General features: G+C 46.8%; 22 protein-coding genes. 14 read left to right on the top strand and 8 right to left on the bottom strand.

Translation table 11 applies throughout. The annotated features are described in order from the left end of the window. Positions 1-49: 49 nt before the first annotated feature. Genes mutY through recG form a run of 5 tightly spaced genes read left to right on the top strand, consistent with a single transcriptional unit; the run spans position 50 to position 5,704 of the window. Positions 50-1,123 (top strand): A/G-specific adenine glycosylase, encoded by a 1,074-nt coding sequence (gene mutY, locus ACMVP2_RS11675; RefSeq protein WP_416867813.1) that lies wholly within the window; start codon positions 50-52, stop codon positions 1,121-1,123. 50 nt (positions 1,124-1,173) lie between these two features. After that, a complete protein-coding gene (locus ACMVP2_RS11670) occupies positions 1,174-1,605 on the top strand; it encodes a single-stranded DNA-binding protein (RefSeq protein ID WP_339784602.1) in 432 nt (143 codons plus the stop codon). A 26-nt stretch (positions 1,606-1,631) separates the two neighbouring features. Next, a complete protein-coding gene (gene gldE / locus ACMVP2_RS11665; protein ID WP_339784605.1) occupies positions 1,632-2,990 on the top strand; it encodes a gliding motility-associated protein GldE in 1,359 nt (452 codons plus the stop codon). 9 nt (positions 2,991-2,999) lie between these two features. Beyond that, complete coding sequence (gene gldD / locus ACMVP2_RS11660; protein ID WP_339784607.1) at positions 3,000-3,581, top strand: gliding motility lipoprotein GldD; 582 nt, start codon at positions 3,000-3,002, stop codon at positions 3,579-3,581. A 29-nt stretch (positions 3,582-3,610) separates the two neighbouring features. Next, positions 3,611-5,704, top strand: coding sequence for an ATP-dependent DNA helicase RecG (recG, locus tag ACMVP2_RS11655; protein ID WP_339784610.1), 2,094 nt, complete (start codon positions 3,611-3,613; stop codon positions 5,702-5,704). A 3-nt stretch (positions 5,705-5,707) separates the two neighbouring features. On the opposite strand, the gene ACMVP2_RS11650 is transcribed toward recG, so the two are convergent. From ACMVP2_RS11650 to ACMVP2_RS11635, 4 genes are read right to left on the bottom strand one after another with little or no spacing between them, the layout of a single operon-like run. After that, on the bottom strand, positions 5,708-6,475 hold the full coding sequence (locus ACMVP2_RS11650) for a LytTR family DNA-binding domain-containing protein (protein ID WP_339784612.1): 768 nt from the start codon (positions 6,473-6,475) through the stop codon (positions 5,708-5,710). Further along, on the bottom strand, positions 6,472-7,524 hold the full coding sequence (locus ACMVP2_RS11645) for a histidine kinase (protein WP_339784615.1): 1,053 nt from the start codon (positions 7,522-7,524) through the stop codon (positions 6,472-6,474). The genes ACMVP2_RS11650 and ACMVP2_RS11645 overlap by 4 nt, the downstream gene beginning before the upstream one ends. Further along, entirely contained in the window at positions 7,521-8,516 is a 996-nt protein-coding gene (locus tag ACMVP2_RS11640; protein ID WP_339784617.1) for a sensor histidine kinase, read from the bottom strand. Before ACMVP2_RS11640 ends, ACMVP2_RS11645 begins: the two co-directional genes overlap by 4 nt. A gap of 45 nt (positions 8,517-8,561) precedes the next feature. Beyond that, complete coding sequence (locus ACMVP2_RS11635; protein ID WP_339784620.1) at positions 8,562-10,100, bottom strand: hypothetical protein; 1,539 nt, start codon at positions 10,098-10,100, stop codon at positions 8,562-8,564. Between the two features lie 258 nt (positions 10,101-10,358). Between ACMVP2_RS11635 and ACMVP2_RS11630 the strand changes: the two genes are divergently transcribed. From ACMVP2_RS11630 to ACMVP2_RS11620, 3 genes are all read left to right on the top strand, one after another. Next, entirely contained in the window at positions 10,359-11,159 is an 801-nt protein-coding gene (locus ACMVP2_RS11630; RefSeq protein WP_416867812.1) for a hypothetical protein, read from the top strand. A 4-nt stretch (positions 11,160-11,163) separates the two neighbouring features. Further along, a complete protein-coding gene (locus tag ACMVP2_RS11625; RefSeq protein WP_416867811.1) occupies positions 11,164-11,652 on the top strand; it encodes a methylated-DNA--[protein]-cysteine S-methyltransferase in 489 nt (162 codons plus the stop codon). A gap of 164 nt (positions 11,653-11,816) precedes the next feature. After that, positions 11,817-12,794 carry an alpha/beta fold hydrolase gene (locus ACMVP2_RS11620; RefSeq protein ID WP_416867810.1) on the top strand — a complete coding sequence of 326 codons (978 nt, stop codon included), beginning with the start codon at positions 11,817-11,819 and terminating at the stop codon, positions 12,792-12,794. 25 nt (positions 12,795-12,819) lie between these two features. Here ACMVP2_RS11620 and ACMVP2_RS11615 read toward each other — a convergent pair whose 3' ends face one another. Next, positions 12,820-14,244: an amidohydrolase gene (locus tag ACMVP2_RS11615; RefSeq protein WP_416867809.1), complete on the bottom strand. Its 1,425-nt coding sequence runs from the start codon at positions 14,242-14,244 to the stop codon at positions 12,820-12,822. 153 nt (positions 14,245-14,397) lie between these two features. Here ACMVP2_RS11615 and ACMVP2_RS11610 point away from each other — a divergent pair, with 153 nt between their 5' ends. Then, the gene (locus ACMVP2_RS11610; protein WP_416867808.1) at positions 14,398-16,773 is read left to right on the top strand and encodes an ABC transporter permease; all 2,376 of its coding nucleotides are present in this window, start codon (positions 14,398-14,400) and stop codon (positions 16,771-16,773) included. A gap of 570 nt (positions 16,774-17,343) precedes the next feature. On the opposite strand, the gene ACMVP2_RS11605 is transcribed toward ACMVP2_RS11610, so the two are convergent. Then, positions 17,344-19,743 (bottom strand): penicillin acylase family protein, encoded by a 2,400-nt coding sequence (locus ACMVP2_RS11605; RefSeq protein WP_339784636.1) that lies wholly within the window; start codon positions 19,741-19,743, stop codon positions 17,344-17,346. A gap of 170 nt (positions 19,744-19,913) precedes the next feature. Here ACMVP2_RS11605 and ACMVP2_RS11600 point away from each other — a divergent pair, with 170 nt between their 5' ends. After that, positions 19,914-21,233 carry an amidohydrolase gene (locus ACMVP2_RS11600; protein WP_416867807.1) on the top strand — a complete coding sequence of 440 codons (1,320 nt, stop codon included), beginning with the start codon at positions 19,914-19,916 and terminating at the stop codon, positions 21,231-21,233. Between the two features lie 84 nt (positions 21,234-21,317). Continuing rightward, positions 21,318-22,082: an arylamine N-acetyltransferase family protein gene (locus ACMVP2_RS11595; protein WP_339784642.1), complete on the top strand. Its 765-nt coding sequence runs from the start codon at positions 21,318-21,320 to the stop codon at positions 22,080-22,082. Here ACMVP2_RS11595 and ACMVP2_RS11590 read toward each other — a convergent pair. Then, positions 22,072-22,935, bottom strand: a complete 864-nt coding sequence (locus ACMVP2_RS11590) for a hypothetical protein (RefSeq protein ID WP_339784644.1) — start codon at positions 22,933-22,935, stop codon at positions 22,072-22,074. The two genes, ACMVP2_RS11595 and ACMVP2_RS11590, sit on opposite strands and share 11 nt — an antisense overlap. Positions 22,936-23,113: 178 nt before the next feature. Here ACMVP2_RS11590 and ACMVP2_RS11585 point away from each other — a divergent pair, with 178 nt between their 5' ends. Then, positions 23,114-24,208 carry a glycosyltransferase family 4 protein gene (locus ACMVP2_RS11585; protein WP_416867806.1) on the top strand — a complete coding sequence of 365 codons (1,095 nt, stop codon included), beginning with the start codon at positions 23,114-23,116 and terminating at the stop codon, positions 24,206-24,208. A 94-nt stretch (positions 24,209-24,302) separates the two neighbouring features. Here ACMVP2_RS11585 and ACMVP2_RS11580 read toward each other — a convergent pair whose 3' ends face one another. Beyond that, positions 24,303-24,698 (bottom strand): TerB family tellurite resistance protein, encoded by a 396-nt coding sequence (locus ACMVP2_RS11580; RefSeq protein WP_416867805.1) that lies wholly within the window; start codon positions 24,696-24,698, stop codon positions 24,303-24,305. Between the two features lie 426 nt (positions 24,699-25,124). Here ACMVP2_RS11580 and ACMVP2_RS11575 point away from each other — a divergent pair, with 426 nt between their 5' ends. Together ACMVP2_RS11575 and ACMVP2_RS11570 are read left to right on the top strand one after the other, a co-directional pair. Next, positions 25,125-25,790, top strand: coding sequence for a TIGR02594 family protein (locus tag ACMVP2_RS11575; protein ID WP_416867804.1), 666 nt, complete (start codon positions 25,125-25,127; stop codon positions 25,788-25,790). Positions 25,791-25,801: 11 nt separating this feature from the next. Then, positions 25,802-26,821 carry a patatin-like phospholipase family protein gene (locus ACMVP2_RS11570; RefSeq protein WP_416867803.1) on the top strand — a complete coding sequence of 340 codons (1,020 nt, stop codon included), beginning with the start codon at positions 25,802-25,804 and terminating at the stop codon, positions 26,819-26,821. Positions 26,822-26,830: the final 9 nt, after the last annotated feature.

Genomic DNA, 26,830 nt, shown 5'->3' with positions numbered 1-26,830 from the left:
TAAATAAAAGCGCTTATTTTGTGCCCTCAACGAAAGTATTTCTCTCATCGTGGCCGAAAGTAATCAGGCATTTTCAAACATTTTAATAAGATGGTACGAAAGGCATAAAAGGGATCTTCCGTGGCGTGAAACGAAAGACCCGTATGCCATCTGGCTTTCGGAGATCATACTTCAGCAAACACGTGTTGCTCAGGGCCTTCCTTATTTTCAGAAATTTATTAGCAGGTTTCCCACCGTCGGCTCGCTGGCTGAAGCAAGCCAGGAAGAAGTGCTGGCCTTATGGCAGGGGCTAGGCTATTACTCAAGAGCAAGAAACCTCCATGCATGTGCTCAAATGGTGGCTTTGCAGTACAATGGCAATTTCCCTGCCAGCTATAAGGAGCTTCTGAAACTGAAAGGCATAGGCGCCTACACAGCCGCTGCGATTGCCTCCTTTGCCTTTAACGAAGCAGTGCCTGTAGTCGATGGAAATGTTTACCGGGTGGTTTCCAGGGTATTTGGGTTACACGACGATATTTCTAATGCTTCCACTAGAAAGGTATTTGAGGGGCGGCTCGCCTCACTTATTCCATCCGATGCGCCGGGTGAATTCAACCAGGCCATTATGGAGTTTGGAGCACTTCATTGCACACCATCTGCTCCCGACTGCAAAAATTGTATTTTCAATCACTCGTGTTTCGCATTCAAAAACAACGAGGTGGCCAACTTACCAGTAAAGACAAAAAAAGTGAAGGTGCTCAACCGGTATTTTAACTACTTTGTTTTTCAATTCGGTGAGGAGGTCCTTATGGGGTCAAGAAAAGATAAAGATATCTGGCTCGGCCTTCACGACTTCTTCATCCGGGAAAAAGAGGAATTGTTGGATGAGGATGCTGCGCTGGGGGAAGTCAAGCGTTTGATTTCGCCGGAAAGTTGGGAACTAATAGATATTTCAGCGACTTATAAACATGTGTTGACTCATCGCATCATTTATGCCCGTTTTTTCAGGGTGAGGGTTTTGATGCATGAAGACTTTAGGCTATTGAGCGAAAGGCTGGGGTTGAATGCAATCAGTATTAGTGACACGGCTGGTATCTCTAAACCAGTCTTAATCACCAATTATTTGAATGATACCTTATTTTAAATTATTTTTAATATCCCTATCTATCAAAACATCACAAAAAACAAATCTTTATGTCAGGAGTAAATAAAGTGATTCTGCTTGGAAACCTTGGAAAAGACCCGGAAATACGGCACCTCGAGAACGGACGGGCCGTGACAAACTTCACTTTGGCTACCAGTGAGGTTTACAAAAACAAGGAAGGAAACAAAGTCACCAACACTGAGTGGCACAACGTTGTTTTATGGACTCCGTTGGCAGAAGTAGCTGAAAAGTATCTGAAAAAGGGCAGCCAGGTGTATATTGAGGGGAAAATCACAACCCGCTCTTACGACGATAAAGACGGAAACAAGCGATACATTACTGAAGTGGTGGGAAGGGAAATGACCCTTGTTGGAGGAAGGCCAGACGGCGGCGGAGGCTCATCAGAACCCCAAAGCAGTGGCTCCACCCAACCAGCTCCGGTGGCAGCAGAGCCAACCGATCTGGATGATTTGCCGTTTTAGCACTATATTGCAGCTTTTATCCATCAATGGAAGACCCATACCCCAGTATATACTTGACATTAATTGGAGACTTAGGTATCACTTATGTCTCCTTTTACATTTTTAGCGGCGTTCTATTTGCGTTGCTGCTCTACCTTTCTGCCCTTATTTCGGGGTCGGAAGTAGCTTTCTTTTCCCTGAATCACGGTGATCTTGCCACGTGCCGCACGTCTGCCAACTCTCAGGACAAGCGAATTATGAGCCTGCTCCAGGGGCCGCAGCGCCTTTTGGCCACCATTTTGATCATGAACAACCTGGTCAACATCACCATTGTGACATTGGCGACCTATGTCACCTGGGAGATAGTGGGTTCGAAATCAGCCGACGGATACATTGTGGCTGTGCTGACTGTAATCACCACGTTGGCCATTGTCTTTTTTGGAGAGGTGGTGCCAAAAGTATATGCCAATCAAAACAACCTGAGCTTTGCCAGGAGCACGTCGGGCTTGCTGAATGTAGCCGATACTATTTTCAGGCCTGTGTCGTGGTTGCTACTGTCGATCAGTTCAATCGTTGAAAAAAGAGTAGAAAGAAAGGGCTACAACGTGTCGATTGATGAGCTCAATCATGCATTGGAGCTGACCGCAGAAACTGAAGCCACGGAGGAGGAAAAGGGCATATTAAAGGGTATCGTAAATTTTGGCACACTCACCGTGACCCAGGTAATGCGATCCCGTGTAGACATCACGGCCATCGATTTTGAGACCGACTTCCATGAGCTGATGGATCAGATCAACAAGACGGGCTATTCCAGGATTCCTATATATAAAGAAACTGTTGACAAGATAGAAGGAGTTCTTTACATCAAAGACCTGCTTCCTTTTGTGGACAAAGACGAGAACTTTCTGTGGCAGAACCTGATGCGCCCGGCGTTTTTTGTGCCCGAAAGTAAAAGAGTTGATGCACTATTTAAGGACTTTCAGGAGAAGCGGGTGCATATGGCCATCGTTGTCGATGAATATGGTGGGACCTCCGGGCTTGTGACCCTGGAAGACTTGATCGAAGAAATTGTCGGAGAGATTAACGACGAATTTGACAACGAAGATGAGATCGCTTACAACAAACTCGACAGCAATACTTACGTGTTTGAAGGTAAAATTTCGCTGAACGACTTTTGCAAAGTAGTGAGTGTGGAAGGCAACATCTTTGACACAGTGAGAGGCGACAGTGAATCCCTTGGTGGATTAATTCTAGAGATCAATTCTAAGCTTCCCAATGTTGGAGAGAAAATTCGCTTTGAGAGATTTGTTTTCACGGTAGTGTCGGCAGACAACAAGCGGATCAAAAGAGTGCGGGTTTTCATAAACCCCTCCTTCCAGGCGGAAAGTCTCCAAAAGGATAAGTAATTTAAGGGCATGAAGCTTAAATTCTTTCTTCTATTCTTCCCGGTCGTTCTTGCTTTGAGTGTTGCCTGCGAAGGCACCTACCTACCCAAGCCGAAAGGATACAACCGTATCGACCTTCCGCCAAGTGAGTATGTTGCTCTGCCAGACTCCTTTCCTTATCAGTTTCAGTACTCTGCTCATGCAAAGCTTCTGAAGGACTCTTCGTGGATGGCCGAAAGGTATTGGATTGATTTGTACTACCCAACAATGGAAGCATTGGTGCAGGTGACCTATAAGCCTGTGAATAATGACACCAGTTTGCTCGGAGAGTATTTTGAAGATTCATACAAACTCACTTCCAAGCACAATATCAAAGCGTATTCCATTGAGCAGATGGATTTGGTTATACCAAATGGTGGGTGGGCCGTAGTGTCGGAGCTGACCGGAGAAGTGCCCAGCCAATTTCAGTTTCACGCCACTGATTCTGCCAATCACTTTATTCGTGGAGCACTCTATTTTGAGACTTCCACAAAAAACGATTCTTTAAAGCCCGTTATTGAGTACATTAAGTTCGATATCATCCACATGCTCAACACCATTGAGTGGAAATAGGCATACAGTAGAGAACCATTACCCATCGCATGTCCGGCTTTTTTGAAACCAGAATAGAGTTCCTGAAAGGCGTTGGCCCTCAAAGAGCGGAGCTGCTGAACAAAGAGCTGTCTATTTTTACCTACGGTGACTTACTCCAGCACTATCCGTTCAGGTACGAAGACCGGACAACCTTTCACAAAATCAGAGACATAAGAGACGAGGAATCCTTTGTGCAAGTGATGGGGAAAATCCGATCAATGGAAACTGTTGGTATTGGCAGAAAGAAGAGGCTCGTGGCCCAATTCTATGATGAAACCGGAGAAATGGAGCTGGTTTGGTTCCAGGGCGCTGTCTGGATTTCTAAGAAGCTCCGGGTAAATACACCCTACCTTGTGTATGGCAAGCCTTCCGCTTTTGGCAGCAAGTTCAACATTGCCCATCCGGAAATTGAACCGCTTACTGTTGAAAACAGGAAAGGTGGGTATCTGCAACCCATTTACCACACCAGCGAAAAGCTCAAGGCCCGCTTTATCGACAGCAAAGTGATCTCGAAGTTTCAGGAGCAGCTATTGCTGGTTGCTTTGCCGTATATCCACGAAACGCTTCCTGACTTTTTGCTGCAGAAATTTGGCCTGGTGAGCAAAAAAGAGGCGATGGTAAATGCCCACTTTCCGAAGAGCAGTGAATGGTTAGAAAGGGCGAGAAAGCGGTTGAAGTTCGAAGAGCTTTTCTACATTCAACTCAGGTTAGTAAGCCTTAAGGGCTCCCGAAAGGACTTGTACAAAGGCCTGGTGCTGGCCGACACCTCTCTGCTCACCACTTTTTACAATGACCATTTGCCGTTTGAGCTGACTGGCGCCCAAAAAAGGGTTATCAGGGAAATTTACCTCGACATGCGGTCGGGCAAGCAAATGAACCGCCTTTTGCAGGGCGATGTAGGAAGCGGAAAAACGATGGTGGCCTTTATTTGCATGCTGCTGGCTATCGGCAGCGGCAGCCAGGCTACCCTCATGGCACCGACTGAAATTCTGGCCGGTCAGCACTATACCGGGCTCAAAGAATACGCCGACAAAATGGGCCTGAGCATTGCCAAACTTACCGGCTCCACCAAAAAGAAGGAGAGGACAAGGATTTTGGCAGAACTGCTCTCTGGCGATATTCACATATTGGTGGGTACCCATGCGTTACTGGAAGAGCCTGTGCAATTCAAAAGCCTCGGACTGGCCATCACTGATGAGCAACACCGCTTTGGCGTAGCACAACGAGCCCAGCTTTGGCAGAAAAACGAAGAGTTTTATCCGCACGTGCTGGTGATGACGGCTACGCCGATCCCTCGTACGCTGGCCATGACGGTATACGGTGACCTGGATACGAGCACGATTGACGAAATGCCCGCAGGCCGGAAGCCCATCAAAACGATTCACAGAACGGACGCCGCCAGGCTCCAGGTGTTTGGGTTCATCAGGGAACAAATTCAGTTGGGTCGACAGGCCTACATTGTTTATCCGCTCATAGAGGAGTCGGCATCGCTCGATCTCAAGGACCTGATGGATGGCTACGAAAGCATTGCCAGGGCTTTTCCGGACTTCCAGCTCAGCATTGTGCATGGCAAAATGAAGCCAGAGGCAAAAGACTTTGAAATGCAGCGATTTGTTGACGGCGTTACTCAGGTGATGGTCGCCACCACAGTGATTGAGGTAGGTATCAACGTACCCAATGCCAGCATGATGGTGATAGAAAATGCGGAGAGGTTTGGACTGGCCCAGCTACACCAGCTCAGGGGCAGGGTGGGCCGGGGTGCTGACCAATCGTATTGTATTCTGATGACAAAAGACAAGCTAAGCCAGGAGGCCAGAACCCGTATTCAAACCATGGTGGGCACCAACGATGGGTTTGAAATTGCCCGGGTCGATTTAAAACTAAGAGGGCCGGGCGACTTGATGGGCACCCAACAAAGTGGTGTAATGGATCTTTTGGTGGCTGACCTGGTGCAGGATGGAAAAATACTTCAGGCAGCAAGGGAGGAAGCACAGCAAATCATTGACAATGACCCTAAGCTGGCTCTGGACAAACACCGGGTGATCAAATCTCACATTTCTTCTCTCAAAAAGTCAGTGACTAATTGGAGCCGGATCAGCTAGTAATCAACCAGCATCATTGAACCAGTCTTTGAAAGCACTTACCTTCTCCCGGCTTACCACAATCTCTTCAGGCCAATCCACCGTCGGCACTATTCTAAGCCTGGTAACGGAGTAGATCAGCACATCTTTTATGGCATCGATGTTGATAATGTAAGTCCGGTTGACCCTAAAAAACATTTTCGGGTTGAGTATCGCCTCCAACGTCTCCATTTTATAATCTATCACATACCTCGCTTTGGTATTGGTAACAATGAAGCCATTTCTCCCCTCGGCGTAAAAGAAGGCCACGTCTTCGGTCTTCACGGATCGGATATGTTCCCCAACCTTCACCATAAACCTGTTTTTGAAGTCTTTCTGAAGGTAGCTTTTGAGTACGTTTTCAATGGCATTTGCCGGTTGCACCGCTGCGCCTTTCTTCAGCTGTCTTAGCTTCTCTATGCTTTGCTCCACCGCATCTCTGTCGATAGGCTTGAGCAGGTAATCCACTCCATTCGAGCGAAAAGCCTCCAAAGCATAATTGTCGTAGGCAGTAATGAAAATGACCGGCACATTGACGGGGTGCTTTTTGAATGCCTCCAGGCTTAGGCCGTCTTTCAACTTAATATCTGTCAGTATCAGTTCTATCTCGCCTTCTTTGGCTTCGAGCAACTCCAACATAGCCACCACAGTCGTCGCTTCGCCTATCAGCTCAATTTCCGGAGCTATTTCCGCCAATATTTTCTTGAGCTTGTCTGATGCTGGTTTCTCGTCTTCTATAATGATGGCTTTCATGCTGCTTTCTCGAGTTTTAGAAGAGGTAGTTTTACAAATCCCTTATTGTCGGCTTTGACTATCAGGAGGGGTCGCTCTGTAAAATGCTCAAACGACTGGAGCAATTCCATCATTTTTTCCTTGCCCTCCACCGTTGGCATCAGCCTTTCCCAAAGAGTGTATTCAATGGTCAAATAGTCCTCCTCTCGCCTGACAAATATTTTCAACGGTCGGCTTTGGTTGATCATGTTCGAAGCGATGATCCACTCCATCACAATCATCATACTTCCGGGCAAAAGGTAAGCCTCTTCTTCGATAGCTTCGCTGTCCGGCAGCCAATGAATATTTCCATCATACTGCTGGTTATAAAGATATACTATGCTTTCAGCGATCGTCAATTCAGACTTCATTTCCGAAAGGTCTTCGTGCCGGCTGTCGAGCACACTTCTGTACACATGCGAAAGCTTCTGGATAAACTTATCGGCGGCTTTGTCCTTTTTATAAAGAATCGAAATCAGGGTTTCGAGCGATTTGTAAAGAAATTCCGGGTTAATGACCCTGCTAAAAATCCTCAGTTTCAGGTCTATGTTCTTTTTCAGTACCCCTTCTTTGTCCAACGCCCTGTTTGTTTCAAGTGTAAACAGAATGACGGAGGCGAGCACTATAAAGTAGAGAGCATAAATAAATCCGTAGATGGATAAAAAGGTAGACAATTCGGTGGTGAAGGTGCCAAAGCTATAGCCTATTGCCCACACAAAGTAAGCGCTGATGCTGGCGAACACCACAAGCAGGGTCACCAGCAACCCTGCAAGAAATAATAAGCCAAACGAGAGCTTGATAAAGTCACTGCTTTCAATTCGTGGCACAAAGCCATTGGCTATGGCCCGTAGCAATTCAGCAACCAAATAGGTAATTCCTATGCACAACAAAGCTTCTTTTTCGAAAAACACCTCACCAAGTGAGCCCAGGTTATCAAACACAAGCAGCACAAGCATGTAAATGAGCATACCCAAAGGGAGAGGGGCAAACAACCGAGATATCAAGTGATTATAAAAAAGTTTACGCTTCATAAATGAGGAAGTAAAGGAACGGAGACGCTAAAAAGCTTGTCGTTTACAATCCGAACTGGTAAATCGGTAAAAAAAACATATCGCTTTTGGATATTGGCCAAGCCCACCTGTAGCGACTCTGCCTCATCCACTATGCCCCGGTTTTCATTGGTCACACAGATATAGTTACCCTCCTCTTCCTGAATCACTATCTCCATTGGATCCAGCTCCGAAAAGTCGTTGTGTTTAATGGCGTTTTCGACCAGTAGCTGTATCGTAAGCGGCGGTATGTTAGCCGAAAACTTATTGGCCCCGATTGAAATTGTGTGAGTAAGCGCATTGCCAAATCGTACTTTTTGGAGAAACAGATAGGCTCTTACAAAAGCCAGCTCTTCCTCTACAGTTACCAGTTTTTTATCCTGAGAAGCAATAAGATACTGGTAAGACTGCACCAGCCGTCGAATGAACTGCTCGGCTTGTTCTGACGAGTCGTCGAGCAGAGAGGAGATGGTATTGAGACTGTTAAACAGATAGTGGGGACTTAGCTGTGTTTTCAGGAGCTCGTACTGAAGCTCAAGCTGCTCTCTTTCGTGCTTAAGCTGGTTGAGCCGGCCTTTAGAGTATTCGCTGAAGCTAAAGTACGACAGATCAAAAACTCCATTGACGATGATCAGAACGAAAAGAAGCAGCGCTAATTTGATCATTTCCGGCTTCAGCGTTTCGAACGAAACCGGTTCAGGAAAAAGTCCTTTGGACAGCTCAAGGCCCAGGAGAACAATGCCAGCCAATATTGCAGCCTGCACAAGTGAACCGGCAAGAAACCGGACGCCCAGCGACTTCCTCCAGGAAATGACTGCATTTAACCTGATGTTGGAGTAGACTATTGAAATGCCAGCTACAGCGCCCATGGCCACTACCAACAAATAGGCAGCAAGGTGGGCTGTAAGGTCGGGAAGCTCTCCGGTTTTACCGTAATAGAGATAGTTGAATATCCCTACTGCGATAAATGCCATTCCTGATGATTTCAACAACCATTTTCTCATGGGTGGCTGTGGTGCTTAATAAAGTTTCTCCATCACCCTGCGGTACTCGCTGCTCGAAGGTATTTTAGAGGCAGCTTCCGACACAGCTTTTCTGAATGTGTCATTTCTTGGCATAACTTCAGCCACTTTCACCAGCACGTCGCCCCTTGACGAGGAAGAAGCGATATGTTCAGAAGCGTCAATTACTTTCATAAGAAAATCAGGGTGTACGTTACCGTCTTTCATGAAAGTTAGCAAAACATTTCCTTGTTCCGAAGAGCTTGGTATCCTTGTGACCGTTTCAAAAATAAGATCGCTGAGCTGGGGGTCGTTGCGCATTTTGGCCGACGCAGCTCTTAAAACCTCCCCCTGAGTAGAACTGCTGGCAATGCTCTGCACCGCTTTGATCAATGGCACCAACTGCGACGGTGTAGGTTCTTTTTCGATGATGGCAAACTTCAAGACCTCACCCTGTGTGGAGCTGCTGGCAATTCGGCTGATTGTAGAAGCTAGTTCATCAAACAGCTCGTTCGAAAGTTGGCTGGAGTTGTCAATGGCGTATTTCAGCACTTCACCTTGTTCTGAGCTGGAAGGGATATGACTGACGGATGACAGCACTTTGCTGAAAGTATACGCTTCCAAATTTTCGTCCCTCATCAGATCTCTCAAAACACTGCCCCTTTCCGAGCTGGAAGGAATATCGTCGACCACGTCAAAGTATTTGTCTTGTATGCGCTGGTCTTTATCAAACTGCCTGTTGTACAGTCTTAACACAGACCCCCGCTCGGAACTCGAAGGGATATGATCCACCGCATCCAGCAACGCAATTTTAGTAGAGATCTCCAGTTTGTGCTTTTGCAACGCATGGCGCAGCGTATAGGCAGATTCTGAGCTCGATGGGATGCTATTTACTGCCTCAAAATAGGCTGCGGCGCTCTTGCTGTTCGAAAAAAACTTATAGTCATATTCCCTGAGTAGCTCGCCACGGGTTGAACTGGACGGAATATCTCTGCCAATGGCGAGTGCAATTTTAGACAGCCCGGCTTCAGAGAGTCCATTGGTTTCCAACAGGAACGAAAAGTATTCTCCCTTACCGCTTGAGCTATTGATTTCCTCTATTTCGTCAATCACTGCATCAACGCCACCCTTCCTGTAGAACCTCTTTACCCTGTCCTCAGCCGCCACGCCGGTAGAGTGAATCACATCGAGGAGAACATCGGCCAGCCATTTTCTTCCTTCTGGCTCAAAGTTGATTTGGGTTCTGTTATCATAAAACTCGTAAGACAGCTGGCCTGCATCGTTACTACTGATAGTGAGTTCCTTCTTGTTCCCAAAAGTTGTTTTTCTTATTGTTAGATAGCCACCAGGCGTAATGGCCGTCACCTCGGTATCAGCATCATTTACTTTGACTGAGCCCCTTACTTTTATTTCCAGACTGGAAGCGTTCCCAACAATTTTGAAGTCGTTTCTGTAGGTCTTTGTTTTGAGGGAATCCTCCCCGGCAGCCTGCGCCACAACAACAGCAAAGCAGAATACTGCCACAGTTGTAAAAGTTTTCATCATTAGCGTTTTCATAAGCTTGTCCTTTTTTAAGCTTCACTATCCAATAATTCTGACAGGAAGCTATTCTTAGAAATTCATTTTGAGTTGATGATACAATGAACGGCAAATGACCGGCGAAAGTAAACGGCTATGTAGCCAACCGGAGAATGTTTGTAGCCAACCGTTCAATTCGATTATTCATTTTTATATCAAAGTTTTCAGTGCCATTGGATTTTGGGCTATCTTAAATGAAATTTCCACATTCGAACCACCGACTAAGCACGTCACGAAATGAAAAACACAATTAAGCTTGCCTTATTTTCAGCTGTTGTCATTGGGTACATCACCAGCTGCACTCCTTCAACAAAAGAGACCAATGACGGCCAAAGTGAGTTTGTCGAGAACCCACCGGCTGAAGGTTTCGATGAAAAAAACTCTGACGCCATTGCCATTAAGCTTGCCGATGATGTGATGACCAGCATGGGAGGGCGAAACAGCTGGGACGCCACCCGGTTCCTTGCATGGAATTTCTTTGGTGCCCGCAAGCACCTGTGGGACAAGCAAACTGGTGATGTGAGAATTGAGGCACCGAGAGACTCCACCATTATTTTGATGAACATCAATACCATGACAGGCCGGGTAATGAAGAAAGGCCAGGAGTTTAACAGCCCCGACTCGCTTTCAAAATATCTTGAGAGAGGTAAGTCCTGGTGGATCAATGACTCCTACTGGCTTTTCATGCCATTTAAACTAAAAGACAGCGGGGTAACCCTGCAATACGTTGGCGAAGACACAACAATGGATGGCCGCAACGCCCATGTGCTAAGCCTGCTGTTTAAAGGTGTGGGTGTGACGCCCGACAACGGCTACAAAGTATATGTTGATATGGAACAAAGCCTGATAACTCAATGGGCTTACTACAAAGATGCCTATCAGGACGAGCCCAACTTTGTGCTGCCATGGGTCAACTACAAGCCCTATGGTAAAATTCTTCTATCGGGTGACAGAGGTCAGCGACAAATCACCGAGATAAGCGTTTTGGAGACTGTTCCTGAAGGGTCATTCACTGAGTTTAGCCCTATAATCCTGTAGTTTATTGAATCAATGCATCATTCAAAGCCCGGTTGGTCAACTAAAGCTATCTGCTGCTGGGGGTTACCTAATGCGGATTGATTTTATTAATGAACAGGAAGCTTGTTCTCTTCCAACCGATTCTGTGTTAAAAGAGTCTGTTAAGCAGCTTCAAGCCTATTTTAATGGTAAGCTTGAGTTTTTTGATCTGCCACTGAAGCCTATCGGAACTGATTTTCAGTTGCGGGTTTGGGAGGTATTGGGAAAGATACCCTACGGTACCAGTTGGTCTTATCTTCAGCAAGCTACTTTTTTGGGAGATGCGAAGTGTATCAGAGCAGCAGCAAGTGCCAACGGAAAAAACCCTTTGCCAATAGTTATTCCTTGCCATAGGGTGATTGGAACAGATCAAAAGTTGGTTGGATTTGGCGGCGGGCTGTGGCGAAAAGAGTGGCTTTTAGGTCATGAAAAACACCCTAATTACCAGTACAAACAGGGTATGATTAAGTTTTAACCGTTAGCAGCATTATATTTTTGATTACATTTGAACCAATATTTGACCAGCTATACTTGTTTTCGAGTATTTTTGATGAAAATCTACCTGCTTCCTACGATTCGTTTTCGAATGAATTAATTTGGCATTATTAGTGCAGAGAGGGTTAAGTAAAGGATCACGGTATGTTTAAAAAGACTTTAGTTTCGTTGGTACTATTCACGATAGGCGTTTTCATGGCGCTTTTCCGTGCCGACTTATCGCTTGAAGACCTATCGATAAAGTATGCAGGGAGAACGTCCCGATTTGTGAAAATTGATGGCCAGCCTATTCACTATAAATCAGAGGGAAAAGGATTTCCAATCATTCTTCTTCACGGCACTGCCTCATCACTGCAAACCTGGGACAAGTGGTCGCAGGAGCTTTCGCAGTATTATCAGGTGGTGCGCATCGATCTCCCTGGTTTTGGCCTAACGGGCCCATTCCCTGACAACGACTATTCCATGAAACACTACAGTGAGTTTCTGGAGAAATTCATTAGCACTGTTGGATTGGGTCGTTGCTATATTGCTGGTAACTCTCTCGGCGGCGAAATTGCGTGGAATTTTACCATCGATTATCCGGAAAGGGTTGAAAAGCTGATTCTGATCGATGCAGCCGGCTATCCAAATGACGCCCCCCCACCATTTATTTTCAGACTCGCCAAAGCACCAGGCTTCAACACATTTCTAAGGTTTTCAACGCCAAGGTTTATGGTGAGAAACAATCTCGAGGAGGTGTACTATGACGACTCGAAAATTGATGAAGACCTTGTGGAAAGGTACCAATCCCTTTGCCGCAGAGAAGGCAATCGCCGGGCTTTCATTTACCGAATGAATACTGCACATATAGACAGAAGCGATGAGCTTTCGAAAATAAAGCAAAAAACCTTGATTCAATGGGGAAAGCACGACAAATGGATTCCGTACAACGTTGCTGACTCCTTTGCCACAAGTATTTCTCATTCAGTTGTAAAGATCTACGAGAATGCCGGTCACGTTCCTATGGAAGAAATTCCTGAGGAAACCGTAGCCGACGCCATTCAGTTTCTTCAGGAAGATTCTCCGTTCCATTTCCCCTTCATCTTTGCTAATTCTCAGGAAGTGAGAAGAGGCAACAATTGATAGGAAAAACAACCCATTCAAAAAGTTATTTTCTGTAATCAAGCGCTGGTGGCCTGCTACCCAACAAAGGGTCGTAAACAAAGTCTGTGCCTCTTTTAGCATTAAACTCAGCCTTTGCCTGCTCAAGTACTTTAGGGGATTTGAACAGATCGTAGCCTGTTATTGCCATCGCCTTTGCAGCCACCATCATTCCCTTAACGCCGATTGACGTGCCACCACTGGCGACCGCCTGCCAACTATGTGCTGCAGTGCCCGGCACCCAGGTAGCAGCGGCAAGGCCTACGGTGGGCACGTTCCAGCTAACATCGCCTACATCGGTAGAAGCGCTTCCAGCCCTCATCTCATAGGGCATAATTTTTTGTGTGTAATCCAGCGACATGGCATTCTTGCCAAGCGTAGTAGATAGTTTTTCAGCAAAAGCCTTTTCCTCAGCAGTGTAAGTGTAGCCTCCTACTTTTTCCAGGTTAGTCTGCATTATTTTGGCCAGCGTTTCGTTGGGCAGCAGGCTGTATACACCTCCCGTTACTTCTATTTCGACCTTTGTGTCTGTGCCGAGGGCAGCCCCTTTAGCGGCGTTTTCCAGGCGGTTCCACATGTCCTTCACCTCATCGTTGTCTTTATGGCGAACATAGTAGTAGGCCTCTGCAAAGTCAGGAACAACGTTCGGTGCTGTGCCGCCATTGGTAATCACGTAATGTATCCTTGCATCCTCTTTAATGTGCTCCCTCATCATATTCACCATCATATCCATAGCTTCCACGGCGTCCAACGCTGACCGTCCTCTTTCGGGAGCCGCCGCCGCATGAGAGGCAATTCCATAAAACCTGAACTTGCCAGTTTTGTTGGCCAATGACGTACCAGGGCTGGCGCTGTTCACACTTGCAGGGTGCCAGTTAATGACGGCATCCACATCGTTGAATAAGCCTTCTCTCACCATGTACACCTTTCCCGAGCCACCTTCCTCTGCAGGCGTGCCGTAAAATCTGATCGTTCCGGAAGTTTTGGAGGAAGCCAGCCAATCCTTAAGAGAAATTGCGGCAGCGGCCGATGCCACCCCAAATAAATGATGCCCACAAGCGTGGCCAGCTATTCCCCCCTCTATTGGAGACTTCTCCGGTACAGCCGCCTGGCTAAGTCCTGGCAGGGCATCAAATTCGCCTAGTATGGCTATCACGGGCTTGCCATTTCCGAAACTAGCCGTGAAAGCAGTTGGAATGCCGGCAACGCCACTTTCGACCTTAAAGCCTGCGTCTGCCAACACTTTTTGCAGAGCCTCTGAGCTCTTGTATTCCTGATAACCAACTTCAGCGTACGACCAGATGTCCAGAGCGGTTTTACTATATAAATCCTCTTTCTGATCAATGCTGCGCATGATATTATCCTTGTCTTTTTGAGCAAAGCCGGTTACGCCTAACAACAAAAGAAAAACGACTGGTAGAATCCTCTTCATAATAGATGGGTTTAATTGATTGGATAAAATAAGCAGGAAAAGCCGCACCAAAAAGTAGCACTTTCGTCTAAGGTCGAAAAAGTAAATACAAGGCGCCAATGCAACCCCGGGCATATTTTGGCGTCTTTAATTTATTTCCATCAAAGACTCATCATGTTTAAGAACTACCTCAAACTCACCGTCCGAAACCTGCGTCGCAACAAGCTTTACGTCTTCATCAACGTGCTGGGGCTCGGAATCTCCATGGCCTGCTGCATCATCGCCTACCTCAATACCCGGTTTGCCTATGATTTTGACAAACAGCATGTTAACAGGGAAAACATCTACAAGGTGCAAATCAACAAAGATGTGCAAGGGCAGCATGTTCCCTATGGCATCACACCTGTTGCATTGGGGCCAAGAATAGCTCAGGACATCCCCCAGGTAGATGAAGTAGTGAGGGTTACTGGTGATTCTTATATTTTAAAGGTCGACCGAAAGGTTTTCAACAGGTACATAACGTTTGCAGACCCCAACTTCTTTGACGTTTTCTCTTTCAAAATGAAGGAGGGTTCTTTCGACAATTTTGATAATAAGTCGCAGCTCCTCCTTTCTGAAGAAATGGCCACAGCCTATTTTGGTGACGAAAGCGCCACTGGTAAGATTATTACCCTGGTGACATCCGATGAAAAGACCAGGGAATTTATCGTGGGTGGAGTACTCGAAAGCACGCCTGAGAACTCAACCTTTCAGTTTGACGCTATCACTGTTTTTGAAAATTTGCTGGATCTGAATGGAATCGCCGACAATAGCTGGAGACCCTTTGTTGGAGGCACATTCCTTTTCTCAAAAAATGGCTTTGCTCCTGACGAAGTAGCTTCCCTTCTTACCAAATATGTGCCGGAACAAAATCAGGCCAGGCCCGATTGGTTGATAGGGTCGTTTTATTTAGAGCACATGCCAGACATGCCTTTCTCCGGCAGGGATACCTATTCCTACTGGTTTCCTCAGGCCATGCACCCGGCGGCCATTATTGCTCCCATTGTGATGTCTGCACTTATACTACTCATCGCATGCTTCAATTTTACCAACACCTCCATTGCCACCTCCAGCAAGCGACTTAAGGAGATCGGCATCAGAAAAGTAATTGGAGGCAACAGGCAGCAGCTTATTATGCAATTTATGGCCGAAAACCTTGTTCTGTGCTCATTGGCCATTGTGGTTGCTCTGGGCCTTGCATCGTTTCTTGTGCCAGCCTACAGTGCTATGTGGGAAGGCATGACGCTGACACTCGATCTCTCTCAAAACACCGAGATTTACATGTTTCTGGTTGGCCTAATGATATTGACAGCGATTATCGCAGGAGCCTATCCATCCATTTATGTGAGCCGCTACGAACCAGTGAAGATCTTGAGAGGCAACCTGAAAGTAGGTACCACAAGTTCTCTTTCACGAGGGCTGTTGATGATGCAATTTGCCTTCACTATTATGGCCCTGGTGGCAAGCATGGCCTTTTATCAAAATGCAATTTTTCAGGAGAATGCCGATATGGGGTTTGAAAAGGAAAGCGTAATAGGCGCCAGGGTGAGTTCGCTGCAGGAATACACCACGCTAAGATCGGCGATGGAAAAGAACCCCGACATCGTTAGCCTGGCGGCCTCGGCCAGTCATATTGGTTTTTGGAACTACGGCAGAACTATCAAATCGGGTGATGTGGAACGGGAAGTGATGATGATGGACTTTGGCCCCGAGTACTTCGAAACCATGGATTTGAAAATGGCTGAAGGGAGGCCTTTTGGAAAAGACCTTGCCGAAAGCGACAGACTTGGTTCCATCATTGTCAACGAAAAGTTTGTGGAGGCGTTTGGTTGGAAGGAGGCGGTGGGCCAAAGAGTATCTATTAGCGATACGCTCCACTTAACTGTGGTTGGCGTGATCAAAAATTTTTATTCCGATAACTTCTTTTCCCCTATTGAGCCCTATGCCTTCAGGCTTTCCAGGGAAGATAATGTCAACTTTCTCATCGCCCGGGTAGCAGGAAACAAAATTGTAGAGAGTTTCAAGGCCATGGAACAAAACTGGCTGAACCTGTTTCCAGACAAGCCTTTCAACGGCTTTTACCAGGAGGATACTCTCAAAGAAGCCCATGAAGTCAATGCAAATATTGTCATCATCTTCGTTTTTCTTGGCGTCGTCAGCGTGTTGCTGTCGGTGATTGGCCTATTTACCCTCATATCACTTAATGTGATCAAACGGGTGAAAGAAATCGGCATAAGAAAGGTGATGGGAGCCGAAATTCCGCAGATTCTTTGGCTCATTAGCAGAAGCTTTCTTTTGATGGTGGTGGTAGCCAGCGCATTGGGTGCAGTAGGCGGCTACTATCTTACTGACATGCTGATCGAGTCCATTTTTAAGTTCTACAAACCAATTGGGTTGGTCAGCTTTCTCGTACCATTTCTTATCATTCTCAGCATCGCAGGCTCTACTTCATTTCTGAGGGTTTTTGCTGCGGCAAGGAAAAACCCCGTTGATAGTTTGAGGTACGAATAGACCGGCTCTCTACGGAGGTGGTTGTCCTTAAAACGACCCTTGTTGGTCAAACCTTACATTCCAACAAGAGCTGGGTGCTTTGGTTGGATCATTTATGGCAAAAATCGTTAAATCGGGGGTTTATCATGCTTTAACCAGCCTTATGCAACCTTCTGAAAAAGAGGTGGATAAATTATTTCTTCTCAGCAATGCCTCATATAAGTTGAAGCAAACGATTGCAATGAATTGTTTTGAATATTTCTTACATTATTTATAATTATTCTGTTTGCATTAGTAATTTTGCACTGAAACAAAACGATGTGCTGTTTCGTTATGGTAATTGTAATATTAAGAGTGAGGTGTTTATGAATTTCGGCGCAACGCTAAACAACAATGGTTGGCAACAGTCAACAGGAAATAAGAAGACGAAGGGAGTTATTAGGATGTTTGGTTCCAGAAAAAATGTTTCGGCCCTTGTGGCTATTCTTTTAGGAGTACTAATCGTGTCTTTAGCGATCAATGTTAAAGAGACTCCACAATCTCAGGCAAAGGTTTACTCTCAAATGAAGTAAACCGAACGGTTACCGACAGCTATTCTTTGTCGGGAAGTAGCATAAGGAGCTTGCCACTAGTGGTGAGCTCTTTTTTGTTAATGGCCATCTTCCTGAACTTTCCCTCTACATACATTTGGGCCTGGTCGTCGTAGTGTCTGCTGTGAAAAACGCCGCTTTGGCCTGTTGGCAAAATGCTCTCCGAGTTTTCTATGTCTGAAAAATCAACAACTCGCCGTGTACTGGGCCCAAATGACACCCTGTACTTGTTTTCGCTTGTGACAGGATAGCCCCAGTTGTTGATCACCTCCTCACCCGAAGAAACATGGAAATCGCCTACGTTTAAAACCTTTCCCAGCAGTGGCACCACACCCAGGGCATGGTTATGTGTTAGCGTATGGATATTCTCCCATCTCCATTTGTCAACGTTCCTCCCCAGGTCGTCTTCCAGCGAGGCCACTGCACTTATAAGCGCTCCGTAAATCACGTCTTGCCGGGGTTCAACAGTTTTCTTGTCGGCATTGTACCACCAGGAGGAACTATCGTTGGCAATGAGAAGTGGAAAGGTTCGCTTCCTGAGGTCAGTAGTTGACATGAAGAGGTCAAACTTGTCCTGACCAAGCTCATCCTTCATTGCTTTTTCCAAAATGGTGTACAGCCACCTGGTGTAGATAATCGGCGCAGCACTTTGCCCACCAAACTTGCCATCCCAGGCTCGCAGCAGCTCGAGTGCTTTTTGATCATTTCCTAATAAAGATGCGTTCTCCATTGCCGTTAGCAGCACGCCAATATTTTGAACCACGGCTGGCGAAGTCTCGTCCATGAGCATTTTTTTTACATCCTCGCTATCCCAATCATTTTTGCTGTCGATCAGTTGCTTTATCCTTCTGGCCCTGTCCTCCGGCAAATAATAGCCCGGGTAATAGTAACCATTTACACTGTCAGGCTGGTTGTTGGCAGAAAATACATAGCCCATTGGTGGGTTCACAGAATGGGGATTCTCGGCAAAATCGAAATAGCCAAGCGGGTCATCTTCCCCTGTGGATCCGTTAAGAATGGTGAAGGAATTGACGTGCTCTGGCCGTTTTATCAAACGTGCAGTTGCCCACCAGGCCACATTTCCTTTGGCATCTCCGTACATCACATTGAGGCCTGGGGCATGTATAAGCTTGAGAGCGTCGGTGACATCGCCCGGCGACTGCGCATTGTTTAGCTTGCGTGTGGCGTCCAGCACCTGATTGGGGAGTTTGTTGTATGTCCACCACATGGCTACCGGATCAGGCCCAACTATCTCGCCCAACATTCCATTGACAACGGGGCCGTGGAGGGAGGTTTTCACTTGAAAAACTATGTCTTCCTCGTCTTTAACTTTGATTATTTCGTCCCGATAGTCAAAGCTTTTCCATTCTCCCTTGTACAGGTACTGATTGCTATCTGCTTCGTTTTTTGTTTCTCTGAAAAAGTCAACATCATCATTTTCGAGCATCGTCAGGCCAACGGCCACCTGACGATTGTGTCCCAAAATTGCGAACGGGTAGCCAGCCAGGTGGTAACCGTAAAGTTGAAAGTCGGGCGTTTCCAGATACGCCTCGTACCACACAGAAGGCTGAGAGAACCCAATGTGAGGGTCATTGGCAAAAAGCACCTTGCCCGACTTGGTCTTTGATGGCCCCAATACCCAGCCATTGCTGCCTATGAAAGGAGACACAGGCAATTGGTTAAGCATTTCCAGCAACTTAGCAGAAGACTTTTCATTCAAGCCAATGGGATCTCCAAAGTAGCTCGGGATCATTTGCCTGGTGGTGTCTGCTTTTAGTCCCAGGTCTTTCAGGTAGCTGGCACCGAGTTCGGCATTAATAAAGCTCACCAGTGGGTCGGTTTTATGCGCCGCTGCAAAACTAAACGACATATAGCCTACGGCGTTATAAATATCCTCCAGGGTAAAAGGTGTTTTTTCAATGCCAAGCAGCTCATACTCCAACGGTGTTGGGCCCTTTTCCAAAAATTCATTGATCCCTCTCAGATAAGCCTCTGCTTCTTTCAGCGTGGGGTTATTGGTTTGAGCTCGCAGCTTCTTCGCCGCTTCCTGCGACGACAGATGTATCCCCAACGTGCGGAAAAACTTATCGGTCGGCAAAAGATCTTTTCCAAGTATTTCCGACAACCTCCCTGGCGCAATTCTCCTCACCAGCTCCATTTGAAACAGCCTCTCCTGTGCATGAAGGTAGCCCATGGCCAAGTAGAGATCACTTTTGTTTTCCGCATAGATATGTGGAATGCCATAGCTATCAAACCACACCTCCACTTTGTTTTCAAGCGGGCTTAGGGTTAAGTCGCCCTTGTATTTTGGCTTAATGTGCTGCAGATAAAAATATAAGGAGATGACTAGTAAAATAATCAAGACCAGGATGCCTTTCAGTAGCCTCTTGATGGTTTTCATGTGGGTGGTTTTTTGAAATTTAAGGGTTTTTGAATTTATTCCATCAGACAGCCCACTATTTGCTGAAAAGACAGGTCTATATTATCTGTCAAATAATACTTCCGCTGAAAAATTCAAACGCATAAACGACCACGTTTTTATCTATCTTCCAAAAGTAAACCAACCCGAGTATGAAAAAAACTGTATACACTGGCCTTTTGGCCCTATTAATGCTCACCTGCCAGGCATGGATTTCGCCAGCGCCTGCTGGTTCGAAGCTGAAAACAAAAGCCTATCAATTGGCCGAAAAGGTAGAACCCAAAGTCATCGATTGGAGACACGACATACATGAGCACCCTGAGCTATCAAACAGAGAGTTTAAAACTGCCGAAAAAATTGCAGCCCACTTAAAAAGCCTCGGTATGGAGGTAAAAACCGGTGTGGCTATTACCGGCATTGTCGGAACACTGGTGGGAGGAAAGCCCGGCCCGGTAGTGGCCCTTAGGGCGGACATGGATGCCCTTCCGGTGCCTGAAAGAAACGACCTTCCCTGGAAATCAAAGGTAATGGGAGAGTACAACGGCCAGTCAGTTCCGGTGATGCACGCCTGCGGACACGACACCCACGTGGCGATTCTGATGGGCGTGGCCGAGGTGCTGAGCCAAATGAAGAGCGAATTAAAAGGCACCGTGAAGTTCATCTTTCAGCCAGCTGAGGAAGGTGCGCCGGAAGGTGAAGAGGGTGGCGCCGAACTGATGGTAAAGGAAGGGGTGCTGGAAAACCCAAAAGTAGACGCCATCTTTGGTTTGCACATCAACTCCGCCACTGAAGTAGGAAGCATTCGCTATAAGCCAGGCGGAGCCTTGGCCAGCGTAAACAGTTTCACTATCAAAGTGAAGGGGCGCCAGGCACACGGCTCGGCTCCCTGGAGCAGCATCGACCCAATAGTAACCGCTGCTCAAATCATTAACAACGCCCAAACCATCGTGAGCCGAAATATGATGCTGACCAAAGAAGCTGCCGTTGTCACCTTTGGCAGTATACATGGTGGTGTTCGAAGCAATATCATTCCTGAAGAAGTGACACTCGTTGGCACTATCCGGGCGCTGGACAATGGCATGAGAGACCAGATTCACGAGAGATTACGCTCCATCGCCACGCATACGGCCGAAGGAATGGGTGCCACCGCCGAAGTGACGATCGACAAGGGATACCCCATCACCTACAACGACCCGGTACTGACTGCCAAGATGCTACCGAGCCTTGAGGAAGTGGCTGGTAAAGAAAATGTGATTTTGTCGGCGGCCAGCACAGGTGCTGAAGACTTTTCATTCTTTCAGGAGAAAGTACCGGGCTTTTTCATTTTTCTGGGAGGCATGCCAAAGGGGCAGGACGCCTCAAAAGTGGCCTCTCACCACACACCTGATTTTTATGTAGATGATGAAGGAATGCTGCTGGGTATAAAGTCTCTTTGCGCTCTAACGCTTGACTACATGGAAAGCCCGAAATAGGTTTCAGTGCGGCTGCGGCAGGTTTTTTCCACCGCAGCCGGACTCCCTCACAAGGTTTCTCTTTTGAAACAACAGCTTCTTCAGATGGATATTGATAAGTACTTGCACCGGATAGACGTTTCAGCCAGGGAGGCTCCAGGCGCCCGTTTCCTCAAGCACCTTCATTACCAGCATTTACTACATATTCCATTCGAAAACCTCGATATCCATTGGGGCAGGGAAATTCTGCTTGATACGGACAGGTTGTATAAAAAAATAGTTGAGCAAAAGCGAGGCGGTTTCTGCTACGAGCTCAACGGTCTTTTTTACATATTGCTTTCCCAGCTGGGGTTTACCTGCTACATGGCCTCCGCCAGAATGCCAAAGCCTGACGGAAAACTCTCTCCCGAATTCGAGCACATGTGCATTTTGGTGCAGTTGGAAGGCGAAGTGTTTCTTTGCGACGTGGGCTATGGCAAAGGGCCTGTCTATCCCCTCAAAGTGCTGGAAGAGAACATGCAAATGAGTCTCAACCAATTTTACCGAATCAGGAAGAAAGACGACGAGGGCTGGTGGCTTGATGAGTCGGATGACGGTCAATCCTTTGAGGAAAAATACCTCTTCTCACCAAAAAGAAGAACACTTATAGAGTTTATCCCCCGTTGCCTTTATCAGCAAACTGAGCCTGAAAGTCATTTCAGAAAAGGAAAAATGATTACTCAGGCCACGCCAGATGGCAGAAAAACTTTAACAGAGAAAATGTTGATCGTGAATAGCCGGGGGCAAAGAACCGAGCACTACCTCCTCAACCAGGATGACTTTTACATCAAACTGGAAGAACACTTCAATATTCGCCGCCCTACAAGTTAGGCTTTAGCTGCCTTACCAACTGATCGAGCCCTTCTTTATAAAATGCATATACCCTCTTTTGCTGCTGCGCCGGATCTTCGATGTCAAAAAGAGACTCTGCAGTTAAAACAGCGCCCAGCCAGTCTTTCTCGTGCCATTTACCATGACTCATGGGTGTGAGATTCTCTCTGGAAGGGTATGGCCAGGGAGAAAGGTAGAAGTACGGCTGATCATAGAATTGATCGCCAGGAGACATGCCTATACCAATACTGCTGGTCGTTTCCGGGTCGCCTGTGTCATTCAGGATGATAAGTGTCGCTATGTCGAAATGATGCGGCCAGCACCTCACGTCGGTGGACTGTGGGAACTCCCTCTTCAGCGGCCGTAAAATATGATCAGCGTTGTGAAAATACCAGGCAAGCTCTTCGAAAGCCCGGGCGTCCTTTTGCTCAAATGGCTTTCCATGGGCTGTCGGGTAATCAGGAATTTCATACGGAAGGTTGATGGCGAACTGGGCCGTGTCCAGCCCCAATCCTTCCAGCTGCTCTTCCAGCCAAACCATCGACTGGGCCTGCGTTTTCCCTTTGAGGTCATATTCCCCTATCGTCTTTACCTCGTCGTCGACCAAATGAATGGACAGATTAGCCAGATCCAGAGAAACCCGAAATTTAGTTGAGCCCTCTACCCAATTACCGGCCAGCCTTTGGAATTGCGGCACCCACACGAGGTTGGCATGTTTGTCGTCCTTCACCTTGGGAAGGTATATTCGCCCCACAACAGACACCTGCTGAACGGCCTGATGTAACTGTTTTCGAGCAACACTCAGGGCCTCAAAATTTTGGTAGGTTAGCGGTTTCCACGCAATGGTATCCATATTCACGACAAGTTAACGAATCGGCTATTGATTCAAAATCAAGCATTTGTTAATTGATTGTCAACAATGCGGTTCGCTTGTACTCCAATGCCGCTTCTCTAGTATTTTACCAGCAAAAGCTACGGTTGTTCTCCAAATGCACAGCAGTAGACTAAGTCATGATCAATCTCTATCAGCGATGAACATATTTTTACTGACCTATGAAGGTAAAATGGCTGGCTCCACCAACTCCATTTCGTTTCTGGCTCTTGGCCTGGCCAAAAAAGGGCATAACGTTTACGTTGGGTGCAGAAGAGAATCTCTTTTATACGCCCTTCTTGAAAATTCAGGCGTCAACTTAGTCCCGATGAAGTTTCGTGGCAGGTTCAGTCTCAAAGACGTTCTTTTTCTAAAGCAGTTGATCCAGCAAAATAACATTCACATAATTAATGCACAGTCGAGCAAGGACAGATACATCTCCATTTTTACCCGATGGCTGATGGCAAAGAAGGTGATAGTGGTTCATACCCGTCGGCAAAGACCCAGAAGCATGGGAGGATCCCTTCAGAATTGGTTTTATGTGAAGGGAACAGATAAAGTTGTGGTGGTGGGAGACGAACTGAAGAAGGTGTTTATCGAAAATGGATATCCACCAAGCCACCTCGAGGTGATTTACAACGGCACACCAGCCAGTCAATATGATGTTGTGTCCTCTGAAAAGGTGGAGGAGCTGAGAACGAGGTTTGGCTTGAGAAAAGGGGACAGGATAGTTGGTTGCGTATCCCGAATGAAAGCACAGCCCCAGCTCATTCAGGCACTTGCATTGCTGCCATTCGACATCAGGGTGGTGTTTGCCGGAATAAAACCAGGCAGCCTTGATAAATGGATTGAAATGCATCACATAAAAAATGAGGTCATTTATGCTGGCTTGCTTGACCGAACAGAGGTGTTGAACCTGTACAAGCTGTTTCAAGTAAATGTGTTGGCATCGACAATGGATGGCTTTGGTCTGGTGCTGGTGGAGGCGATGGCCCTGGAAGTGCCAGTGGTGGCTACCAATGCGTACGGGATTAAGGACGTGGTTAAAAATGAGGTGAACGGGCTTCTTTTCGAAGATGGCGATATCAGTGGCCTTGCCAGGCAGATACTGCGAACGTTTAACGACGATTCCCTACGCAATACTTTGATACAAAATGGAAAAATAACCGCATTCGAAACTTTTTCGATTCAAAAAACAATAACCAACTACGACGCCTTTTTCACGGCCCTTATTAACGACAAACAATCTCGCTGAATTTTGCGCTTCTTTTAGTCACTTGCGCTTTACTTGGTGCACAAAAAAAGCCCGGTCAGTGACGGGCTTTTAATTGGTTATAGGTTAGTTTAGTTCATTTCTTGTATTTCATCGCCTTTTGTCTCAGCAATGTTCTGTCTGAAGTAATTGCAGGATCGGAATAGATATTCGCAGAAAGCTCAGAGATTACTTTTCTGCTGAATCCAAGCTTCTCGGCCACTTCCTCGCAAAATTTGATTTCACTCAGGAACACCTCATTGTCAATCTTCATCAGCTGCACCACGTTGTAGAGCAGTTCGAACCGATCGTCGTCGCTAAGGCTGTCTGGAATATTCAGATCCAAAGGATTTTCCAGAAGCTCTTCAATCTGCTTGTGGCTTAGTCCACCAGATTCACCAATTAAAAAAATCAACTCTCTTTCCTTATCAGCCAAATCATCGTCAGCTGACGCAAGTTGGATTAGTGCACTTATGTGTGTTTTGATACTCATGGATTAAATGTGATTCGTAAATAACTTGTTTTGAGTGGTAAGCCTTTATGCTGTTTCAAATTAAATAAAAACCCTGAAGTACACAACATTCAGTTTGAAGAGGGTCGATTTAGGCTGGTAAGTCTGGCCGCCCTAACCGCTCTTCTTCGTACAATAATAAAACAGATATTCTGATTTTTGGCATAAAACCATTGTTTTCATAAGTAAAGCGCCTAAAATAGGGAGCGTTGGTTAACTAATTCTGATTTTTGTAGTATATTCATTCTCTGACCTGTGAGGGTGCTTCCCATGAATAGCGGAGCAAGTCTATATCCTGTAAAAAGGCGAAAGACTTGCCGGATTCGAGAGAATTTTTTGACCTGATAGCCGATATCGGGAGCACCGGTTAACGATTAATTTTCTGTTACTATTTTTTAAATCAATACCATGCAAGAGCTGATAAAGATCGCTTGTGCTGAGATTGGCGTAAAGGAAATTCCTGGGCAGGCACACAATGCACGCATTCTCCAGTACGCCAGCGAGGCGGGATTCCAGGACGTAAAAGACGACGAAACCGCCTGGTGCAGTATTTTTTTGAGCTGGTGCTGCCTGAAGGCGGGCCTCAAGCGGAGCACCAAGCTGAACGCCCGGAGCTGGCTGGCCGTGGGCACCGTGACTACGCAACCCGAGCCCGGAGACATCATCGTTTACTGGCGCAAGGCCATCGAATCGTGGGAAGGCCATGTCGGCATTTACATGGGTACTTCCTCCGACGGCAGCCGCTGCTACACCCTGGGGGGCAATCAGGCCAATATGGTGTCCATTTCCGGCTTCGACTCCTCCAAGGTGCTGGGTTACCGCAGGCTTACCACCGAAAAACAATTCATTCTTCCCAAGCCTCCTCTTAAAAAGGGCAGCAAAGGGGCGACAGTGGTGCAGCTACAGGATGCGCTGAAAATCGCCGGCTTCGATGCTGGCACTTCAGATGGCTTTTTTGGCGAAAAAACAGCCGAAGCCCTGCGCATGATGCAAAGCCAAAGTGGCTTCCTCAAAATTGACGGCGTGTATGGAGCAAAAACCAAAGACTACCTCGAATCTCTTCTTCAAGCATAACCTTTCCTACCATGGCAAAAACTGTTAAATCAACCTCGTTTGGGTTTAGAAACCTCGTATTTGAAGGCGGCGGCGTTAAAGGCATCGCTTATGGCGGTGCGCTGGAAGAGCTGCAAAAGCTGGGCATGCTCGATCACCTGCAGCGGGTGGCCGGTACCTCCGCCGGTGCTATCAATGCCTGCACGCTGGCTCTCGGTTGCACGCCTGCCCAGGTAGGCGAGCTGATCAGCACCACCAACTTCGCCGATTTTCAGGATGGCAACGGGCTGATTGGTAACGCAGTTCGGATGTTCAATAAGTTTGGCTGGTACAAAGGCGACGACTTTATGGACTGGATTGGCGAGGTGGTGAAAAAGCAAACTGGCACCAAAGACTTCACTTTCGGCGACCTCGACGACGCCATCAAAGGCGGCAACACGGCCTTCAAATACCTTTACATGGCTGTGACCAACCTGTCGGAGCAAAAAGCGGAGGTTTTTTCACATGAAGCTGAGGCACATAAGTCGATCCCTGTCAGAAGAGTTGTGCGCATGTCGATGTCGCTGCCGGTGTTTTTTGCAGCGTTCAAAAACGGCAACAATGTGATGGTGGATGGCGGAGTGAGCTATAACTACCCTGTCAACTTGTTTGACAAGCCCGAGTACGTTTCTAACCCTGTTAACTCCCTGGCCGGTAAGGACGGAAGCATTCTTAACATGGAAACGCTTGGTTTCCGTCTCGACAGCAAAGACGTGATCACCTATGCGAAACGTGACTGGGCCACACCGCCAGCCGACGTCAAAAACCTGAAAACCTATGCCGTGGCCCTGCTCGACTTTATGATGGAGGCCGCCAACAAAGCCCACCTCCAGGGGGAGGACTGGAACAGAACGGTATTCATTGATACCCTCGACGTGCGCACATCAGATTTTAGCCTGCCTGCCCACAAAATTGAAGAGCTAACAAAAAGCGGCACCAGGGCGGTGAAAGACTATTTTGACTGGAGGTTTATCAAGGCAGAGAGCCCGTGGAAGGATCATCCGGTGGTTTGATAGCTGTTG

This window comes from Imperialibacter sp., assembly GCF_048007035.1.
Taxonomy (GTDB): domain Bacteria; phylum Bacteroidota; class Bacteroidia; order Cytophagales; family Cyclobacteriaceae; genus Imperialibacter.
The sequence above is the reverse complement of the archived record's forward strand: the minus strand, read 5'-3'. Positions and strand labels throughout refer to the sequence as shown.

What these genes read in the sequence shown, in the direction of transcription:
- gldE (WP_339784605.1), top strand. Translation starts at nt 1,632, where the DNA reads ATGGAAGACCCATACCCCAGTATATACTTGACATTAATTGGAGACTTA.
- ACMVP2_RS11670 (WP_339784602.1), top strand. Translation starts at nt 1,174, where the DNA reads ATGTCAGGAGTAAATAAAGTGATTCTGCTTGGAAACCTTGGAAAAGAC.
- ACMVP2_RS11615 (WP_416867809.1), bottom strand. Translation starts at nt 14,244, where the DNA reads ATGAAGAGGATTCTACCAGTCGTTTTTCTTTTGTTGTTAGGCGTAACC.
- ACMVP2_RS11575 (WP_416867804.1), top strand. Translation starts at nt 25,125, where the DNA reads ATGCAAGAGCTGATAAAGATCGCTTGTGCTGAGATTGGCGTAAAGGAA.
- ACMVP2_RS11650 (WP_339784612.1), bottom strand. Translation starts at nt 6,475, where the DNA reads ATGAAAGCCATCATTATAGAAGACGAGAAACCAGCATCAGACAAGCTC.
- ACMVP2_RS11580 (WP_416867805.1), bottom strand. Translation starts at nt 24,698, where the DNA reads ATGAGTATCAAAACACACATAAGTGCACTAATCCAACTTGCGTCAGCT.
- ACMVP2_RS11645 (WP_339784615.1), bottom strand. Translation starts at nt 7,524, where the DNA reads ATGAAGCGTAAACTTTTTTATAATCACTTGATATCTCGGTTGTTTGCC.
- ACMVP2_RS11605 (WP_339784636.1), bottom strand. Translation starts at nt 19,743, where the DNA reads ATGAAAACCATCAAGAGGCTACTGAAAGGCATCCTGGTCTTGATTATT.
- ACMVP2_RS11640 (WP_339784617.1), bottom strand. Translation starts at nt 8,516, where the DNA reads ATGGCATTTATCGCAGTAGGGATATTCAACTATCTCTATTACGGTAAA.
- ACMVP2_RS11585 (WP_416867806.1), top strand. Translation starts at nt 23,114, where the DNA reads ATGAACATATTTTTACTGACCTATGAAGGTAAAATGGCTGGCTCCACC.
- ACMVP2_RS11635 (WP_339784620.1), bottom strand. Translation starts at nt 10,100, where the DNA reads ATGAAAACGCTAATGATGAAAACTTTTACAACTGTGGCAGTATTCTGC.
- ACMVP2_RS11630 (WP_416867812.1), top strand. Translation starts at nt 10,359, where the DNA reads ATGAAAAACACAATTAAGCTTGCCTTATTTTCAGCTGTTGTCATTGGG.
- ACMVP2_RS11600 (WP_416867807.1), top strand. Translation starts at nt 19,914, where the DNA reads ATGAAAAAAACTGTATACACTGGCCTTTTGGCCCTATTAATGCTCACC.
- ACMVP2_RS11590 (WP_339784644.1), bottom strand. Translation starts at nt 22,935, where the DNA reads ATGGATACCATTGCGTGGAAACCGCTAACCTACCAAAATTTTGAGGCC.
- ACMVP2_RS11570 (WP_416867803.1), top strand. Translation starts at nt 25,802, where the DNA reads ATGGCAAAAACTGTTAAATCAACCTCGTTTGGGTTTAGAAACCTCGTA.
- ACMVP2_RS11595 (WP_339784642.1), top strand. Translation starts at nt 21,318, where the DNA reads ATGGATATTGATAAGTACTTGCACCGGATAGACGTTTCAGCCAGGGAG.
- gldD (WP_339784607.1), top strand. Translation starts at nt 3,000, where the DNA reads ATGAAGCTTAAATTCTTTCTTCTATTCTTCCCGGTCGTTCTTGCTTTG.
- ACMVP2_RS11620 (WP_416867810.1), top strand. Translation starts at nt 11,817, where the DNA reads ATGTTTAAAAAGACTTTAGTTTCGTTGGTACTATTCACGATAGGCGTT.
- ACMVP2_RS11610 (WP_416867808.1), top strand. Translation starts at nt 14,398, where the DNA reads ATGTTTAAGAACTACCTCAAACTCACCGTCCGAAACCTGCGTCGCAAC.
- recG (WP_339784610.1), top strand. Translation starts at nt 3,611, where the DNA reads ATGTCCGGCTTTTTTGAAACCAGAATAGAGTTCCTGAAAGGCGTTGGC.